The sequence below is a fragment of the Pantoea sp. B550 genome, assembly GCF_024158165.1.
Taxonomy (GTDB): Bacteria; Pseudomonadota; Gammaproteobacteria; order Enterobacterales; family Enterobacteriaceae; genus Pantoea; species Pantoea alfalfae.
The window spans coordinates 897,301-914,526 of sequence record NZ_JAMYXI010000003.1 but is presented as its reverse complement, the minus strand read 5'-3'; the positions used below and the strand labels follow the sequence as shown (position 1 = coordinate 914,526).

Below are 17,226 nucleotides of genomic sequence, written 5' to 3'. Positions count from 1 at the left end.
CCGGGTTGTCAGGCTTCTTCTTCGAGGATCAGCTTCCATCCTGTTACGTCGTTCCAGTAAACCTGCTCACGTTCCAGATCGAGCTGAACCAGGTTGTTCTGGGTGAAGTAGCCCGCCGGGAAAATCAGCGTCCAGTGGCCGTCATCGCATTTCAGGGTTAACGCATCCGGACGCGTAGTAGCCTGACGCTGATTATTCAGCAGAGTACCCAGGCGCAGCAGGAAAATCAGCGGCACAAACTGCTTTTTCTTAAACAGCGTCACGCGCGGCAACTCGTCGAGCTTCACTGCTTTGCGGTGGAATCTGACCAGCGCCGCCAGCAGCATCTGCTGATCCTGATTGAAGCCAGGCAGGTTGGTATTTTGCAAAATGTAGGCGGAATGACGTTGCAGGGCGCTGTGATTAATTGTCAGACCCACTTCGTGCAGCATCGCCGCCCACTTCAGCAGGGCTGCCAGCTGCGGATTGGCCAGTTTCGGGTTCTGCTCGCGCCACTGCAGATAAAGCTGCTCGGTGGTATCCAGCACGCGGCGCGCCTGATCGCTGTCGATGGCGTAATGATTCGCCAGACTTTGTGCTGTACGGCTGCGAATATCCTGATGGCGGAAACGGCCCTCCATCTCATAGAGCACGCCTTCACGCAGCGCACCATCAGAAAGACGCAGCTCGCGAATCGCCAGCGCATCAAAGACGCCACACAGAATCGCCAGTCCGGGTACAAACACGCCTTTGCGCTCTTCTGACAGGCCCGGCAGGCTGAGGGCCGCAAAGGATTTATGTTTCATCACCTCGTCATAGAGCTTTTCGAGGCGCTCAGGCGTAATCAGCTTCTCTTTCTCATCCATTGCCTGCAGCACTTCGCAGGCGGCCTTGATGGTGCCGGACGCACCCAGCGCATATTGCCAGCCATGCAGACGATATTGCCACGCCAGCGTTTCCAGCTTCTGCGCCGCCGCTAAGCGGGCGCGACGGAAGTTTTCACGGCTGATTTCGCCTTTCGGGAAATAGAGCTGGGCGAAACTGACGCATCCCATGCGCCGGCTCTCAACCAGTTGCGGTTCAAAATCCTCGCCAATCACCAGCTCGGTAGAGCCGCCGCCGATGTCGATCACCAGCTTGCGACCTTTCTCTGGCTGCGTGTGCTCAACACCCATAAAGATCAGACGCGCCTCTTCATGACCTGAAATCACTTCGATCGGATAGGGGATCACTTCAGCCGCACGCTGCAGGAAGGTTTCGGCGTTAACCGCCTCGCGCAGCGTATGGGTGCCGACAATCGTCACGTTGCTGGGGCTGAAGCCCTGCAGGCGCTCGGCAAACAGCGCCAGACAGGCTAAGCCGCGCTCCATCGCCTCTTCGCTGAGGTTATGTTGAGCATCCAGCCCGTCAGCCAGATGGACGCGCTGTTTAAGGCGGCCCAGTACCTGCATCGCACCATCGACAACCCGCGCAATCACCATATGGAAACTGTTCGAGCCCAGGTCAATTGCCGCAAACTCCTGGGGTTTTGGCGTGCTTTTATGAGAAATTGGCATAGGATTTATTCAGGTTGTTCCAGTTTCTTGATGTAATCATAGATGGCCAGCTGCGAGCGCACTTTACGGCGATTGCCACGCTGGACGTAATGGTTACTCAACTCTTTATCGACGATGCGGGCTTTCACCGTATCACTTAACTGAATAGCAATAATGTCGAGTATGCGCTGCCGGATGTGGGGATCGAGAATCGCCACGGCCACTTCGATGCGGTAATCAATGTTACGTGTCATCCAGTCAGCGGAGGAGAGGAACACCTTCTTATCGCCGCCATTCTCAAAAATATAGACGCGATCGTGTTCCAGATAACGGTCAACAATACTGATGACACGAATATTTTCACTGATCCCAGGCAGGTCCGGGATTAATGAGCACATTCCGCGCACCAGAAGATTGACCTTCACCCCTACGCTGGAGGCTGTATAAAGCCGATCTACCAGACCTTTGTCTACCAGATTGTTGATTTTCAGAGTAATACCGCAGGGCTTATTCTGCTGTGCATTGGCAATTTCGGTGTCGATCAGTTCATACAGCATCCGGCGCGAGTTCTGTGGCGACACCATCAGGTGATCGAACGTCACGGGCCGATAAGGATTCTCAATAAAGTTGAACACCCGACGTACTTCATTGGTGATGCGCGCATCCGCGGTCAGCAGTGAGTAGTCGGTATAAAGCCGCGCGGTCTTCTCGTTAAAGTTGCCGGTGCCGATATGCGCGTAGCGCACAATCTCTTCGCCTTCGCGGCGTGAGATCAGGAACAGCTTGGCGTGGATCTTCAGGCCAGGTGCAGAGAAAATCACATGCACGCCCGCTTCGGTCAGGCGTTTCGCCCAATAGATGTTGGCTTCTTCATCGAAGCGTGCCTGCAGCTCAACGACCACCGTGACTTTTTTACCGTTATAGGCGGCATGGATCATCGCATCCATGATGCGCGAGTGTTTCGCGACGCGGTAGATGTTGATTTTGATCGCCAGCACGCTGGGGTCAAATGACGCCTGACGCAGCAGTTCCAGCACGTGCTCAAAGGTGTGGTACGGATAGTAGAGCAGCACGTCGCGGTCGCGAATCGCATCGAAGCCGTTGCGGAAGCCATCAAAACCGATGTGGCGAATCTGCGGCAGCGGGCGGTTCACCAGGTTATTTTTGCCGACGTTCGGGAAGCCGATAAAGTCTTTGAAGTTGTGGTAGCGGCCGCCTGGCAGGATGGAGTCCAGGTTAGAGATGGAAAGCTTGTGGCACAGCAGCGACACCATCGTGTCGGGCATATCGCGCTGATAGACAAAACGCACTGGTTCCGCCGTCAGTCGCTGCTTCAGGCTGGAGGACATCAGCTCCAGCAGGCTCGACTCCATCTCCGTGACCAGATCGTACTCGGCGTCGCGCGTCATTTTCATTGAATAGGCGTTGAGCGCGTCGAAGTCATAGAAGCCTTTAAAAATGTCATCCAGGCAGTAACGCAGAATGTTATCCAGCAGGATCATCGGTTTACGGCGGCGCGGTGGCTCTGCCGGTAAATTGATGAAGCGCGGCACTTTATCGGACGGGATCTCCAGCAGCGCATACTGAATATTGTCACCGCGAATGATCTCAACCGCCAGATAGGTGTAGTCATCTTTAAGGAATTCGGTCAGATCCGTTTCCTGGGTGATCAGAATCGGGGAGATATGCTGGCGCAACTCATGCTTGAAGTAGTGACGCAGCCACGCCTGCTGATTGGATGAGAGCTGACGTTCGTTGATCAGGAAGATCTGGTTGCGAGCCATTTCCAGCAGCAGATCGTTATAAAGCGCATCAAACTCCTGATCGGACTTCATTACGCGCTGCTGAATTTTTTTAAAAAGATGGCGTGGCGTACTGGCAGAACCCTGCTCTTCACCAATCAGAATGCGGCGTTTGAGGTCGGCGAAACGCACTTTATAGAATTCGTCGAGATTGTTGGAGTAGATGCCCAGAAAGCGCATCCGCTCAATCAGTGGATTGCTTTTGTCTGCTGCTTCCTGCAAAACCCGTTCATTAAAGGATAACCAGCTTAATTCTTTTTCAATATAAAGCTTTACCTGACCCATTCTCACTCCATTTAGCGGTTGCAGGACTGAAGATCCAGTATCCATCAACATTATGGCGAGAGTATGGCAGCGTTGTCCAACGCAAGGAGTTGTCTTATCAATCGGCTACGGGCAACATAGCGGCTTATTTTGGCCTGCTACCGGAACCGCATGAGCGCAAACCACATTCCTGTCCAGTTCAGCGATCGCAAGCGTCGTGCCGTTGATCGTCTGACGCGGCGGCTGATCACCTGCTGTGGCGTCGCGATCCTGCTGCTGATGCTGCTGCTGTTCTGCTGGCTGATTGGCGTGGTATTACCGCTGTTTAATGCGCCGGGCCTGCAGATCGCGGCCAGCCAGCAACTCTGGGATCGTACGCCCGCCTTAGCGATAGGCAATCAGGGCAATATCGGCTGGCGTATCAGCGCGCACGGTGCAGCACGTTTTATTCCACTGGATGGTCAGCCTGCGGAGCCGGCGCTGGCGCTGACCCCGGCGCCCGATGAGGTGGTGCAGAGTGCTGATGGGCAGACGCTGCTACTGAATATGCAGGGCGCGCTGACGCTGATGCAGCCTGCGACTGACCAGCAGTGGCGCTTCCCGCTAGGCGACAAACCCTTTCATCTGCCCGACGGTGCCGTGACAAAGATGGCGCTGGCGACGCGTCATGCGGGTCAGTGGCGCATCGCTGCTCTCACTGAGGCCGGCCTGCGGGTGCTGACGCTCGGCACCGATCGTCAGGCGTCGGTTATCCCGCTGCCGCAACGCCAGCTGGATCTGCTGGCGCTCTCGCCGTCCGGCGATCTGCTCTACACCACCGAAGGCACGCTGCTGCGGGTCTGGCAGCTCGATGATGACCATGCCCTGCTGCGCGAAACGCATACTCTGTCGCAGCCCCCACAAAGTCTGCATCTGCTGGTGGGTGGCAAAAGCCTGCTGATTCAGGATCGCAGTGGCGTCACCCAATGGTTTGGTATCGCCAGCGACCAGGGGCCGCGCCTGCAGCGTATCCGGACCTTTGCCGACAGCGACGGCGAGACGATTCTGGTGACAGAATCACAGCGTCGCGTGTTTGCCACACTCAGTAAGCAGGGGATGCTGCGGCTCTTTGCCAGCAAGCAAAACGGCCCGATACTGCAGCGTCAGCTGGAACCTGGCATTGTGCAGGCGCAGTTTTCGCCACGTGGCGACAGCCTGCTGATTGAGCGGGCGGGAAGCTGGCAGACCCTGCGGCTTGATAATCCGTGGCCGGACGTCACCTGGCGCAATTTCTGGCAGAAAATCTGGTATGAAAACTATCCCGAACCCGATTGGGTCTGGCAATCCACCGCCGCCGGTGACAGCTATCAGGCTAAGTTCAGCCTGATGCCAATGGTGATGGGAACGCTGAAAGCGGCCAGTTTAGCGCTGCTGTTTGCCACGCCGCTGGCGCTGGCCGCAGCGATGTACACCGCGTGGTTTATGGCACCGGGGCTGCGGCGCTGGGTTAAACCGGCCATCGAGATGATGGGCGCGCTGCCAAGCGTAGTGGTGGGGCTGATTGCCGGAATCTGGCTCGCGCCGCATATTGGTCAGGCGCTGGTGGGTGTACTGCTGCTGCCCGTAACGCTGGCAGGCGCGCTGCTGTTATGTGGCGTATTCAGCGCGCGTTTACCGCCGCGCTGGCGTCAGCCGGGGCGTGAGGTACTGATTCTGCTGCCGCTGTTGCTGCTGGTTACGCTATTGACGCTGTGGCTGCCCACCCTGTTTATACCGGATGCGGGCGACTGGCTGCCGCATTACGAGCAGCGCAACCTGCTGGTGGCCGCGCTGGCGATGGGATTTGCGCTGGTGCCGCTGATTTTCACCCTCTCCGAAGATGCCCTCTTCAGCGTACCTGCGGCGCTGGGCCAGGGTTCACTGGCTCTGGGCGCAACGTCGTGGCAAACCCTGACACGCGTCGTACTGCCGGGTGCCTCCGCCGGGATTTTTGCCGCGCTGATGATCGGTCTGGGACGTGCCGTAGGAGAAACCATGATTTTGCTGATGGCGACCGGCAACACGCCGCAAAGTGAAGGTGGCCTGTTCAGCGGCCTGCGCGCGTTGTCCGCCAATATCGCCATTGAGATGCCGGAAGCCGCAGCAGGCAGTGCGCACTATCGCGTGCTGTTTCTCAGTGCCCTGATGCTGCTGCTGTTTACGCTGGTGATTAACACGGTTGCCGAGCTGATCCGTCAGCGACTGCGTCAGCGCTACAGCCAGCATGAGGAACAGGCATGAAGGCGATGCGACAGAACGATCGCTGGCGCTGGTTAACGGCTGGTGCTGTCGCCGTCTGCCTGCTGGCCTTTACGCTGCTAATCGGGCTGCTGGCGTGGCAGGGCGTCCGTGCTTTCTGGCCGCAGGGTGTGGACCTCTATACCTTCAGCCAGCCTGAAGGTGGCGAAACGCGCCTGCTGGGCGAAACTCTGAAGCATCAGCGGCGTTTCCCGGCTCCGGCCGATGAGCAGGGCAACAACGGCGGACAAATGCATCGCTATCTGATTAAAACCGGTAACCGTGACTGGGACGCCCCCGATTTCCGCGTGGTCTACAGCCGCGCGGCCGCGAAGGTCAGTCAGCCGCCGGACGTCATAGTGCTGCAGCGGCGCAGCCACGGTCAGGCCTATGGCTGGTTTGTCGGCCTGCGTGAAGATAACGAAGAGCTGACCGCGCAGGATCCCGATGCGCTACTGCATCAGCGGCTTGGACAGGTGCAGATGCTGGTGCGGCAGGCTAACCAGATTCGCCGGGTGGATATGGCGCGCCTTAACAGCCAGCGCGAAGAGCTTGATGAGCAGGCGGCCACAGACCGGACGGCCGGACGCTTTGATCTGCAGGCAGAGTCAGAATATCAGGCCAATCAGGCGGCGTTGCAGCGGCGCTTTAATCAGCTGAGTGAAACACTGGCTTCTCTGCAACAGCAGAGTCAGCGCGATCTGTTAATCCTGCGGGATGTGCAGGGCAACGAACATGCTATTCCGCTGACCGAAATTGTCGATAGCTGGAAGCCGAACGCGATGACGCTGACCAGCAAAACCGGGCATTTTCTGCATCAGTTGTGGCGTTTCGTCAGTGATTCACCCGCCGGGGGCGAAAGTGAATCAGGCGCATTTCCGGCGATCTTCGGCACCGTGCTGATGGTGCTGCTGATGTCGGTGGTGGTGATGCCGCTGGGCGTTATCGCCGCTATCTGGCTGCATGAATATGCCGGACGGAATGCGCTGACCAGACTGGTACGCATCGCGGTGGTCAATCTGGCCGGCGTCCCTTCCATTGTTTATGGGGTATTTGGTCTGGGCTTCTTTGTCTGGCTGGCAGGCGGCACGATTGATCAGCTCTTCTTTGCCAGCACGTTGCCCAACCCCACCTTCGGCACGCCAGGTTTACTCTGGGCGTCGCTGACCCTGGCGTTACTGACGCTGCCGGTAGTCATTGTGGCGACCGAAGAGGGCTTATCCCGTATTCCCAACAGCCTGCGGCAGGGTTCGCTGGCGCTGGGCGCGACCCAGGCGGAAACGCTATGGAACGTGGTGCTACCGATGGCGGTGCCGGCCATGCTCACCGGCCTGATCCTGGCGGTGGCGCGAGCAGCAGGTGAAACCGCGCCGCTGATGCTGGTGGGCGTGGTGAAAATGGTGCCGGAACTGCCGGTCGACGCGGTATTTCCTTATCTGCATCTGGATCGCAAGTTCATGCATCTGGGCTTCCAGATTTACGATCTGGCGTTTCAGAGTCCAAATATTGAAGCCGACCGGCCGCTGGTGTTCGCCACCGCGCTGCTGCTGGTGCTGATTATTCTGTCGCTTAATCTGCTGGCAATGGGCCTGCGTCACCGCCTGCGTGAACGCTATCGTCTTATGACTCAATAACAGGCTATGACTATGACGTCCGACACGGATATCGCGCTGACCGTTAACCATCTGTCGCTGTGGTATGGCGAGCGCCAGGCGCTGCAGGATATCTCTCTGCAGGTGCCGAAAAACAGGATTACTGCGCTGATTGGCCCGTCGGGCTGTGGCAAGTCGACGCTGCTGCGCTGCTTTAATCGCATGAACGACGTGATTGACCACTGCCGGGTAGAGGGTGAGGTGTTACTGGGATCGCAGGCGATCCTGCGCCCCGAACAGGATCTCTCCGCGCTGCGCCGCCGGGTTGGCATGGTGTTTCAGCGGCCTAATCCTTTTCCAAAATCGATTTATGAAAATGTGGTCTACGGGCTGCGTTTACAGGGTGTGCGCGATCGGCGGGTACTGAACGAAGCCTGTGAGCGTGCGCTGCGCGCAGCCGCGCTGTGGAGTGAGGTGAAAGACCAGCTGTCACAGAATGCGCTGACGCTCTCCACCGGACAGCAGCAGCGGCTGGTGATTGCCCGCGCCATCGCGATTGAGCCGGAAGTGCTGCTGCTGGATGAGCCGACTTCCGCGCTGGATCCGATTTCTACACTGGTGATTGAAGAGTTGATGACCACACTGAAGCAGCATTTCACGCTGGTGCTTGTGACGCACAACATGCAGCAGGCGTCGCGCGTGTCAGATTACACCGCGTTTATGCATCAGGGCGCGTTAGTGGAGTTTGATGAGACCGACCGGATTTTCACCGCGCCGAAGCAGCGACGGACCGAAGATTACATTACGGGGCGTTACGGCTGAGCCAGCAACGGGAGCAGAGCAGGTTTTTGTGTCAGACGGCTCATAGGCTTAAAGCGATGGGAGCCTATGCCCGTAGCAAAGCATCGCGGGCCATGGACAAAAACGCCGGGTGCGTTTTTGAACAACGCAAAACGTTGGGCCGGCTTCGGGCGCACCTCAGGGATGAGGTGCGTAATCGCCCGTGCTGAGCTGCCATGGATGGCATTTTTTGCGTCTTTACGGAGGGCATAGGCTTCCTGAGCCTTTACTCTGCCAGTACTTCATAAGAAGCCCTGGCTTCCAGTGCATCAATCGTTAGCATAACCCTGCGGCGGCAGCGGTTCGCCATCCAGCCAGGCCTTGCCGTCACGCATCGCCAGACGACCCTCAACAAACCAGCCGATTACCATCGGATAGATGGCATGCTCCTGATGCTGCACCCGCTCCGTAATCTCCGCTTCGCTGTCGCCGGGAAAAACCGGGACTTTTGCCTGCAGGATCACTGGACCGCCATCCAGCTCGTCAGTGACGAAATGCACGGAGGTGCCATGTTCGCTGTCGCCGTTTTCCAGTGCCTGACGGTGCGTATGCAGACCCGGATATTTCGGCAGCAGGGAAGGGTGGATATTCAGCAGTCGATCGTGAAAATGCGCCACAAATGCGCTGCTGAGAATGCGCATATAACCCGCCAGCACAATCAGATCCGGACGGTAGGCTTCGATTTCAGCGATGAGCTGACGATCAAAAGCTTCGCGGTCAGCGAAGTCGCTGGCGGCAAGCGCGTGGGCGGGGATCCCCGCCTCCTGCGCCCGCGTCAGGCCATAAGCGGCGGCACGGTTGCTGAACACGGCAGCGACACTGCCGTGAATCCGCCCGCTCTCACAGGCGTCAAGGATGGACTGAAGGTTACTTCCGTTACCGGAAATCAGTACAACCAGCTTCTTCATCCGTTGATGACCACACGCTCTTCTGCATCAGACGCTTTAATCACGCCGAGCTTCCAGGCTTTCTCGCCCGCGGCCTGCATCAGCGCAATCGCGTTGTCCGCATCTGTCGGGCTCAGTGCGATGATCATGCCCACGCCGCAGTTAAAGGTGCGGTACATCTCGAAGCGGCTGACGTTGCCCGCCTGCTGTAACCAGCTGAAGACCGCCGGCCACTGCCAGCTCTTCTCGTCGATCACGGCCTGGGTGTTGTCGGGCAGCACGCGCGGAATATTCTCCCAGAAGCCACCGCCGGTCAGGTGCGCGATAGCGTGCACATCGACCTGCTCAATCAGGCTCAGGATATTTTTCACGTAGATGCGGGTCGGTTCCAGCAGATGATCGGCCAGCGGTTTACCTTCCAGCTGTTCAGCCAGCGGATCGGTATTGCTGACTTCCAGAATCTTACGCACCAGCGAATAGCCGTTAGAGTGCGGGCCGCTGGAGCCGAGGGCGATCAGCACGTCGCCATCCTGCACCTTACTGCCATCGATAATTTCTGACTTTTCCACCACGCCGACACAGAAACCGGCCACGTCGTAATCTTCGCCGTGATACATGCCTGGCATCTCAGCGGTTTCACCGCCTACCAGCGCACAACCCGACTGCAGACACCCTTCGGCGATGCCGGTGATCACCGCAGAGGCGGTATCCACATCCAGTTTGCCAGTGGCGTAGTAGTCGAGAAAGAAGAGCGGCTCGGCGCCCTGAACCACCAGGTCGTTGACGCACATCGCGACCAGGTCAACGCCAATGGCATCGTGACGTTTAAGATCCATCGCCAGACGCAGCTTGGTGCCAACGCCATCGGTGCCGGAGACCAGCACGGGTTCACGGTATTTTTGCGGCAGCGCGCAAAGCGCACCAAAACCGCCCAGTCCACCCATCACTTCCGGGCGACGCGTCTTTTTCACTACGCCTTTAATACGGTCAACCAGAGCGTTACCAGCATCAATATCAACACCGGCGTCTTTGTAACTGAGAGAGGTTTTGTCGGTCACTGCGAGGTCCCCACGCGAGTTGCGGTTGGTGGTTTAAAATAAAGCGCGGCAATTCTATCAGTGCAGGCAAACGTTTGCGAGTCCGGCATTGCGCATCAGGCGATTTTCATTAATCCTCTATTTGTCCCGGTAAAACCCGTGGCTTTGCGCAAGAGCAGGTGGCGCAGCGCGCAAAAGGCGGTATAATCCCGCGATTTTTTTTTAGCTCAACTCATTCCGGGAGAACACCAATGAAGATCGTGGAAGTCAGACACCCGCTGGTCAAACATAAACTGGGCCTGATGCGTGAGCATGATATCAGTACAAAGCGTTTTCGCGAGCTGGCCTCTGAAGTGGGCAGCCTGCTGACCTACGAAGCGACCGCCGATCTGGAAACAGAGCGCGTCACCATTGAGGGCTGGAACGGCCCGGTAGAGATCGATCAGATTAAAGGCAAAAAAATCACGGTGGTTCCGATCCTGCGTGCCGGCCTGGGCATGATGGAAGGGGTGCTTGAACACGTTCCCAGCGCCCGTATCAGCGTGGTGGGTGTTTACCGTGATGAAGAGACGCTGGAGCCGGTTCCTTATTTCCAGAAGCTGGTCTCTAACATTGAAGAGCGCCTGGCGCTGGTGGTCGACCCGATGCTGGCGACCGGTGGCTCTATGATCGCCACCATCGACCTGCTGAAGAAAGCGGGCTGCACCAGCATCAAAGTGCTGGTTCTGGTTGCCGCACCAGAGGGGATTGCCGCCCTGGAGAAAGCGCATCCTGACGTCGAGCTTTACACCGCGTCAGTGGATCAGGGACTGAACGAAAAGGGTTACATCATTCCCGGGCTCGGCGATGCCGGGGACAAGATTTTCGGAACCAAATAAATCGCACAGCCGACCAGAGAGTCGGCTTTTTTTTGGCAAAAAAACTCCCCGAATGAATTCCGTCTGCCGCAAGGCGCATCGGCATCACTGCTGCTGTGCCAGAGGCGCGAAACCCCGGGGATAAAAAACATAAGGGGATAAATGATGACTCGTCGCGCCATTGGCGTCAGTGAACGGCCGCCGTTACTGCAAACCATTCCACTCAGCCTGCAACACCTGTTTGCCATGTTTGGTGCCACGGTACTGGTGCCGATTCTGTTCCACATTAACCCGGCGACGGTGCTGTTGTTTAACGGCGTCGGCACACTGATTTATCTCTTTATCTGTAAAGGCAAAATTCCCGCCTATCTTGGTTCCAGTTTTGCCTTTATCTCGCCGGTGCTGCTGCTGTTGCCACTGGGTTATGAGGTCGCGCTGGGCGGATTTATCCTGTGCGGCGTGCTGTTCTGTCTCGTGGCGCTGATTGTGAAACGCGCGGGTACTGGCTGGCTCGACGTGATGTTCCCCCCGGCGGCCATGGGCGCGATTGTGGCCGTCATTGGTCTGGAGCTGGCGGGTGTCGCCGCCAATATGGCTGGCCTGCTGCCCGCTGAAGGCAGTGCGCCCGACAGCAAAACCGTGCTGATTTCGCTGGTCACGCTGGCGGTAACGGTATTCGGTTCAGTGCTGTTCCGCGGTTTCCTGGCAATCATCCCGATTCTGGTCGGCGTCGTGGCGGGGTATCTGCTCTCTGCCTTTATGGGCATCGTTGACTGGAGTGGCGTGATCAAAGCCCCCTGGTTTGCCCTGCCAACCTTCTATACACCGCGCTTTGAGTGGGTGGCGATGCTGACGATTCTGCCCGCGGCGCTGGTCGTGATTGCCGAGCATATCGGTCATCTGGTGGTCACCGCCAACATCGTGAAGAAAGATTTGATTCGCGACCCTGGCCTGCATCGTTCGATGTTCGCCAACGGCTTATCCACCGTTATTTCAGGTTTCTTTGGTTCGACGCCAAATACCACCTACGGTGAAAACATCGGGGTGATGGCGATTACCCGCGTCTATAGCACCTGGGTGATTGGCGGCGCGGCGATTCTGGCGATTCTGCTCTCCTGCGTCGGCAAACTGGCGGCGGTGATCCAGGCGATCCCGGTTCCGGTCATGGGCGGCGTGTCGCTGCTGCTCTATGGCGTGATTGGCGCATCCGGTATCCGCGTGTTGATCGAATCCAAAGTCGATTACAACAAAGCGCAGAACCTGATCCTGACCTCGGTGATCCTGATCATCGGCGTCAGCGGAGCGAAGGTGCATATCGGCGCAGCAGAGCTAAAAGGCATGGCACTGGCGACGATCGTGGGTGTCGGCCTGGCGCTGATCTTCCGTGTGATCTCGCTGTTACGTCCGGAAGAAGTGGTGCTGGAGGCTGAGGAACCACGCGAGCATTGATCGCAGCGCGCCTGACAGGATCGGGGCAGGGACGCCCCATTCATCTCTTTCTGAAAACTGTGTTAGACTTCCCCCGATTTTTTGCTTGTTCTCTTGCTGAGGTGCTTCTGAACACGCCGGCACAATTGTCATTGCCACTCTATTTACCCGACGATGAAACCTTTTCCAGCTTCTGGCCGGGGGAAAACCCGTCGCTGATTGCCGCACTCAAAGGCGCTCTCAATCAACAACATGGCAGCTATCTCTACTTCTGGTCACGCGAAGGCGGCGGGCGGAGCCATCTGCTGCACGCCGCGTGCGCTGAAATGTCTGCGCGCAGCGAAGCGGTCGGCTACGTTCCGCTGGATAAACGCACCTGGTTTGTTCCGGAAGTACTGGAAGGGATGGAGCAGCTGTCACTGGTCTGCATCGATAACATTGAGTGCATTGCAGGCGAACCGGAGTGGGAGATGGCGATCTTCGATCTCTATAACCGCATTCTGGAAACCGGCAATACGCGCCTGTTTATTACCGGCGATCGTCCGCCACGCCAGCTGAATCTGCAGCTGCCCGATCTCGCCTCGCGGCTGGACTGGGGACAGATCTATCGCCTGCAGCCGCTCTCCGACGAAGACAAACTGCAGGCGCTGCAACTGCGTGCCGGGTTACGTGGTTTTGAGCTGCCGGAAGATGTGGGTCGCTTCCTGCTGAAGCGACTGGATCGGGAAATGCGCACGCTGTTTGATACGCTGGATCGGCTTGATCGCGCCTCGATCAGCGCACAGCGTAAGCTCACGATTCCCTTCGTTAAAGAGACGCTCGGCCTTTAAAGAATGTCGAGCACCGCTTCTGGCGGACGTCCAATCCGCGCCTTATCGCCATTGATCACAATCGGTCTTTCAATCAGCACCGGATTTCCCACCAGCGCATTCAGCAGCGCACTTTCGTTTTTGTCGCCAAGTGCCAGCTCGCTGTAGATCGCCTCTTTGGTACGCATCAACTCTCGTGCGCTCTGCATCCCCAGTTTCTGTAGCAGAATTTGCAGCGTCTCGCGATCGGGTGGCGTCTGCAGATAGAGCACCACTTCCGGCTCAATCCCGCGCGCGTTCAGCAGCGCCAGCGTTTCGCGGCTCTTGCTGCAGCGCGGGTTGTGGTAAATCGTCACCATTTCAGACTCTCCTTTTATTTTTGGCATGTCAGCAACGTCGTTTCTCAGCCTTTCTGATATTGCTTAAAACGCTGCTGCAACTGACGAAGCTGATCGATACGGGCATCGTAGCGCGCCTGTTTCAGGCTGCCGAGCGGCACCTGTGCGCTGGCGCTGCCTAACGCGGTGATTGCCTGATCAAGCTGGCCATTCAGCGCCAGGCTCTCTGCCCGTGCCGACAACTCTTCATCATTCAGTCCCTGCTGGGCAGAAGCCTGTGCCAGTAAATCCCAGCCGTTAGGATCATCTTTATTGGCCCAGGTATAGCGGTTCAGAATACGACTGGCACTGGCATACTGCTTCGCTTCAACATAGGCATTCGCCAGGTTGAGCTGCACCACCGGACTGTTTTTGGCACCAGTGGCAGCGGTGAGCAGGGCGATCGCCTGTTGTGGCTGGTTCAGGCCGATGTCGATGTCTGACATGATATCCAGGAACCAGACGTTATTGGGCTGTTTCGCCAGCAGTGGCGTCATAATCCGCTTCGCATCGGCATAGCTCTTCGCCTGTAAAAACTGTATAGCCTTGCCATATTGTGACGCCAGCTGCTCGCGGGCATTACCGCTGGCATACTGACTCAGCAGTTCGTCAGTGAGCTGATTACGCCCGGTGGCGTACATCCCCAGCGCACGCACCTTCGCCAGGTAAAAATCTTCAGTAGACTGAACGACGACGGGGCGCATCTGGTTAGCACGGTTGCGGGCATCCGCCAGACGGCTGTCGGGCAGGGGGTGGGTCAGCAGAATTTCAGGTGGCTTCGAGGAGAAGCGGCTCTGATCGGCCAGCTTCTGCAGAAAATTTGGCATCGCCTGGGGATCGAAACCGGCGCGCTGCAGCACCTGAATGCCGATGCGGTCCGCCTCCTGCTCATTGCCCTGCGTAAAGCTGATAATTCCCTGCTGCGTACCCGCCAGGGTGCCGGTCAGCGCTGCCATGCCCGCCTGCGGACTGGCCATCGCCAGCAGAATCGAACCCAGCGCTCCGACCCAGGTCAGCGGCGCATTGCGCTTCTGATCTTCCATGGCACGCGCCAGATGGCGCTGGGTGACATGTGAAATTTCATGCGCCATCACTGATGCCAGCTGACTTTCATTTTCGGTAAAGCGGAACAGCGCCGAATGCAGCACCACGTTGCCACCGAAGAAGGCAAAGGCGTTGAGCTCATCATTCTGGATCAGAAAGAAGTGGAACGGGGTTTTTACGGCGTCGGCGTGCGAGACCAGCCGCTGCCCCAGCTGATTAATGTACTGATTAAGCAGCGGATCGTTGATCAGCGGCGCACTGGCACGCAGCTGGCGCACATAAAAGTCGCCCATCTGCAGTTCCTGATTAATCGACAGGGTCGAACCGGCCGTTGTGCCAATATCGGGAAGTGAATCACTGACATCAGCGTGGGCCGGTGTCAGAGTGGTGAAAATGAGCGTCGGGAGGAGCGCGGCGATTAGCGTTTTCTTTAACCGGTTCAACATGCCTTAATCCTGTAGAGAGGCCCTGAAAATGGACAGGTGCAGAGCGGGAATGTTCCATTTTTCGCAGATAACGGCGGTTTGTGACTATCTTAACCAGAGCATCAAAAGAAAGAAATGTCGTTTTCTGGTCATCGCCTGAGGTAATTTGTGCAAAATCGCAGATTTTGACGAAAAAAACTGAACATCCTGCCAACTTAAACCGCAGTTAAACGAGGTAAATCCGGTGAGGTTTTACCGGGATCCTGAGCAGGTAAGTTGCCAATTATCTGTTCATTCCCGTTGCGCTTCGCCGGAATAGAGCAGAATCCGCTGACAGACATCCGGAACAGTAATCGTTCTTTTTTTAAAGTTATGTAAATTCAATCAGAAAAACTGAATATGGCACGTGTTTTTCCAGGTCTACTCTGAAAAAATAGCCCACGCTGAGCCGCAAAATGTCTTTTCGCCATTGATAAATTAAATCGATTCGTCTGCCCCCCTCTTCCTGATTCCAGCTAAGCCTGGATTTTATTTTTTCGCGTCAACTTAACAGGCAGAGATTAAATCCCTGATAGTCAGATCCACTGCTGCTAAGACACTTTTTTCTGCATGATGAAAATCTTCAATTAATTCTCTCTGTGAATAATTTCAGCGGTTATCAATAGCGCGTTGACCTGAATTTACAGAAGCGAGAATTAAACCCGCGCTGTGGTATAGATAGCCGACCGGATTCAGTCCTGAATCTGACAGACATTATTTGCCGGAGAGAAGTGTTATGCGTTCAGTTGTTTCATACGCGTTAATCGCCATTATTGGCGGCGTCGTTGGCGCGGCTGTCACACAGAGTGGCGATATTTACGACAAAGTGACACGTCATTTTGCAACCGAGCCACAGGAAGCCCCTGGATTCTGGAGCACCCCGGCGATTGAAGGTTATGGCAAAATTCATTACGAGCCTGATGCCGCGTTTAAACCGGTAGTGGGCCTGAGCAACAAAATTGTTTTCCAGATTACCCGAAGCGACGGCGCGATGACCGCACCGAATCTGGGACTGGAACGCGTGGCGCGCGTGGTCAATCTCTATATCGCCTCCGGCATTCCGGCGGACCAGCTGAAGTTTGTGGTTTCGGTTACGGGTGACGCGACACCTGCCATGCTGGATAACGCCCATTTCAAACAGTTTTATGGCATCGAAAATCCAAACCTGAAGCTGATTAATGAGCTGAATCAGGCGGGAGTGAAAGTCTCGGTCTGCGATCAGTCCGTGGCATTCCATCACTATCCGAATAACTGGATTGATAAATCAGTCGTCCATGCGCTTTCCAGTCCGACCACGGTATCCACCCTGCAAAACCAGGGGTACGCGTGGCTGGCAATGTAATTGATATTTTAAACGACCGGGAGAAGAGTTAATGCGTCCAGCAGCGTTAGTAGTGATGGCAGCCGTAGCAGGATTTATTGGCGGCAATGTTTTACAGTTGCCGGAATTATTCGATAAGGTCAGCGGCAAAATGGCAGATAATAAATCTGAGCCCGCTGATTTCTGGAGTACGCCTGCGATTGATGGCTACGGCAAAATACATTATGTCGATACGCCGGCATTTAAACCCGGCACCACAGCGGGTCTGAGTAATAAAATTGTTTTCCAGATTAACCATAATGATGGCGATATTCGTAAGCCGAATCTGGGCCTGGAGCGTGTAGCGCGTGTCACCAACCTCTATTATGCAGCGGGTGTGCCACTCGACCAGCTGAAATTTGTGGTGTCGATCAACGGCGACGCGGTGTCGTCAGCGCTGAATAATGACCAGTTCAGCAAAGCCTACGGCGTGGATAACCCAAACCTGAAGCTGATCAGCGAACTGAAAAAAGCGGGCGTTCAGGTCACGATCTGCGACCAGTCCGTGGCGTTTCATCAGCTTGATCGCAACTGGATCGACCCGATGGTCACCCACACCATCTCCAGCGGCACCACCGTTGCCACCCTGGAAAACAGCGGTTACGCCTTCCTGATGCTTTAATTCTCCAGCAGCGGCGTCACTGCCGCTGTCACCTGCCAGTCAGATTCCTGTGATACGCCTGTCATATAACGCC

14 protein-coding genes are annotated in these 17,226 nt (G+C 56.5%); 8 read left to right on the top strand and 6 right to left on the bottom strand.

Annotated elements, in window-relative coordinates; genetic code table 11:
- Window positions 1–8 precede the first annotated feature (8 nt).
- Window positions 9–1,535: an exopolyphosphatase gene (gene ppx / locus NIM72_RS07250; protein ID WP_161734320.1), complete on the bottom strand. Its 1,527-nt coding sequence runs from the start codon at window positions 1,533–1,535 to the stop codon at window positions 9–11.
- A gap of 5 nt (window positions 1,536–1,540) precedes the next feature.
- Window positions 1,541–3,601 (bottom strand): polyphosphate kinase 1, encoded by a 2,061-nt coding sequence (gene ppk1, locus NIM72_RS07245; protein ID WP_161734318.1) that lies wholly within the window; start codon window positions 3,599–3,601, stop codon window positions 1,541–1,543.
- Between the two features lie 150 nt (window positions 3,602–3,751).
- On the opposite strand from ppk1, the gene NIM72_RS07240 reads away from it, so the two are divergent.
- The 3 genes from NIM72_RS07240 to pstB are packed head-to-tail and all read left to right on the top strand — an operon-like array spanning window position 3,752 to window position 8,250.
- Window positions 3,752–5,839, top strand: a complete 2,088-nt coding sequence (locus tag NIM72_RS07240) for an ABC transporter permease subunit (RefSeq protein WP_161734316.1) — start codon at window positions 3,752–3,754, stop codon at window positions 5,837–5,839.
- A complete protein-coding gene (gene pstA / locus NIM72_RS07235; protein WP_253419621.1) occupies window positions 5,836–7,470 on the top strand; it encodes a phosphate ABC transporter permease PstA in 1,635 nt (544 codons plus the stop codon). The genes NIM72_RS07240 and pstA overlap by 4 nt, the downstream gene beginning before the upstream one ends.
- 12 nt (window positions 7,471–7,482) lie before the next feature.
- On the top strand, window positions 7,483–8,250 hold the full coding sequence (pstB, locus tag NIM72_RS07230) for a phosphate ABC transporter ATP-binding protein PstB (protein ID WP_161734312.1): 768 nt from the start codon (window positions 7,483–7,485) through the stop codon (window positions 8,248–8,250).
- 287 nt (window positions 8,251–8,537) lie between these two features.
- Here pstB and purN read toward each other — a convergent pair whose 3' ends face one another.
- Together purN and purM are read right to left on the bottom strand one after the other, a co-directional pair.
- Window positions 8,538–9,176, bottom strand: coding sequence for a phosphoribosylglycinamide formyltransferase (gene purN / locus NIM72_RS07225; protein WP_222925138.1), 639 nt, complete (start codon window positions 9,174–9,176; stop codon window positions 8,538–8,540).
- Window positions 9,173–10,213 (bottom strand): phosphoribosylformylglycinamidine cyclo-ligase, encoded by a 1,041-nt coding sequence (gene purM, locus NIM72_RS07220; RefSeq protein ID WP_222925139.1) that lies wholly within the window; start codon window positions 10,211–10,213, stop codon window positions 9,173–9,175. The genes purN and purM overlap by 4 nt, the downstream gene beginning before the upstream one ends.
- A 230-nt stretch (window positions 10,214–10,443) precedes the next feature.
- Here purM and upp point away from each other — a divergent pair, with 230 nt between their 5' ends.
- The 3 genes from upp to hda all read left to right on the top strand — a co-directional run bounded on the left by upp (window position 10,444) and on the right by hda (window position 13,307).
- Complete coding sequence (upp, locus tag NIM72_RS07215; protein ID WP_009088774.1) at window positions 10,444–11,070, top strand: uracil phosphoribosyltransferase; 627 nt, start codon at window positions 10,444–10,446, stop codon at window positions 11,068–11,070.
- Window positions 11,071–11,214: 144 nt separating this feature from the next.
- Window positions 11,215–12,498, top strand: coding sequence for a uracil permease (gene uraA / locus NIM72_RS07210; RefSeq protein ID WP_161734378.1), 1,284 nt, complete (start codon window positions 11,215–11,217; stop codon window positions 12,496–12,498).
- A 107-nt stretch (window positions 12,499–12,605) separates the two neighbouring features.
- Window positions 12,606–13,307, top strand: a complete 702-nt coding sequence (gene hda, locus NIM72_RS07205; protein ID WP_195719715.1) for a DnaA inactivator Hda — start codon at window positions 12,606–12,608, stop codon at window positions 13,305–13,307.
- On the opposite strand, the gene arsC is transcribed toward hda, so the two are convergent.
- Together arsC and NIM72_RS07195 are read right to left on the bottom strand one after the other, a co-directional pair.
- On the bottom strand, window positions 13,304–13,645 hold the full coding sequence (gene arsC, locus NIM72_RS07200) for an arsenate reductase (glutaredoxin) (RefSeq protein WP_222925140.1): 342 nt from the start codon (window positions 13,643–13,645) through the stop codon (window positions 13,304–13,306). The two genes, hda and arsC, sit on opposite strands and share 4 nt — an antisense overlap.
- Window positions 13,646–13,689: 44 nt before the next feature.
- Window positions 13,690–15,153: a M48 family metallopeptidase gene (locus tag NIM72_RS07195; protein WP_150012547.1), complete on the bottom strand. Its 1,464-nt coding sequence runs from the start codon at window positions 15,151–15,153 to the stop codon at window positions 13,690–13,692.
- 754 nt (window positions 15,154–15,907) lie between these two features.
- Between NIM72_RS07195 and NIM72_RS07190 the strand changes: the two genes are divergently transcribed.
- Window positions 15,908–16,513, top strand: a complete 606-nt coding sequence (locus tag NIM72_RS07190) for a DsrE family protein (RefSeq protein ID WP_161736932.1) — start codon at window positions 15,908–15,910, stop codon at window positions 16,511–16,513.
- A 31-nt stretch (window positions 16,514–16,544) separates the two neighbouring features.
- Window positions 16,545–17,153, top strand: a complete 609-nt coding sequence (locus tag NIM72_RS07185; RefSeq protein WP_222925142.1) for a DsrE family protein — start codon at window positions 16,545–16,547, stop codon at window positions 17,151–17,153.
- Window positions 17,154–17,226 lie beyond the last annotated feature (73 nt).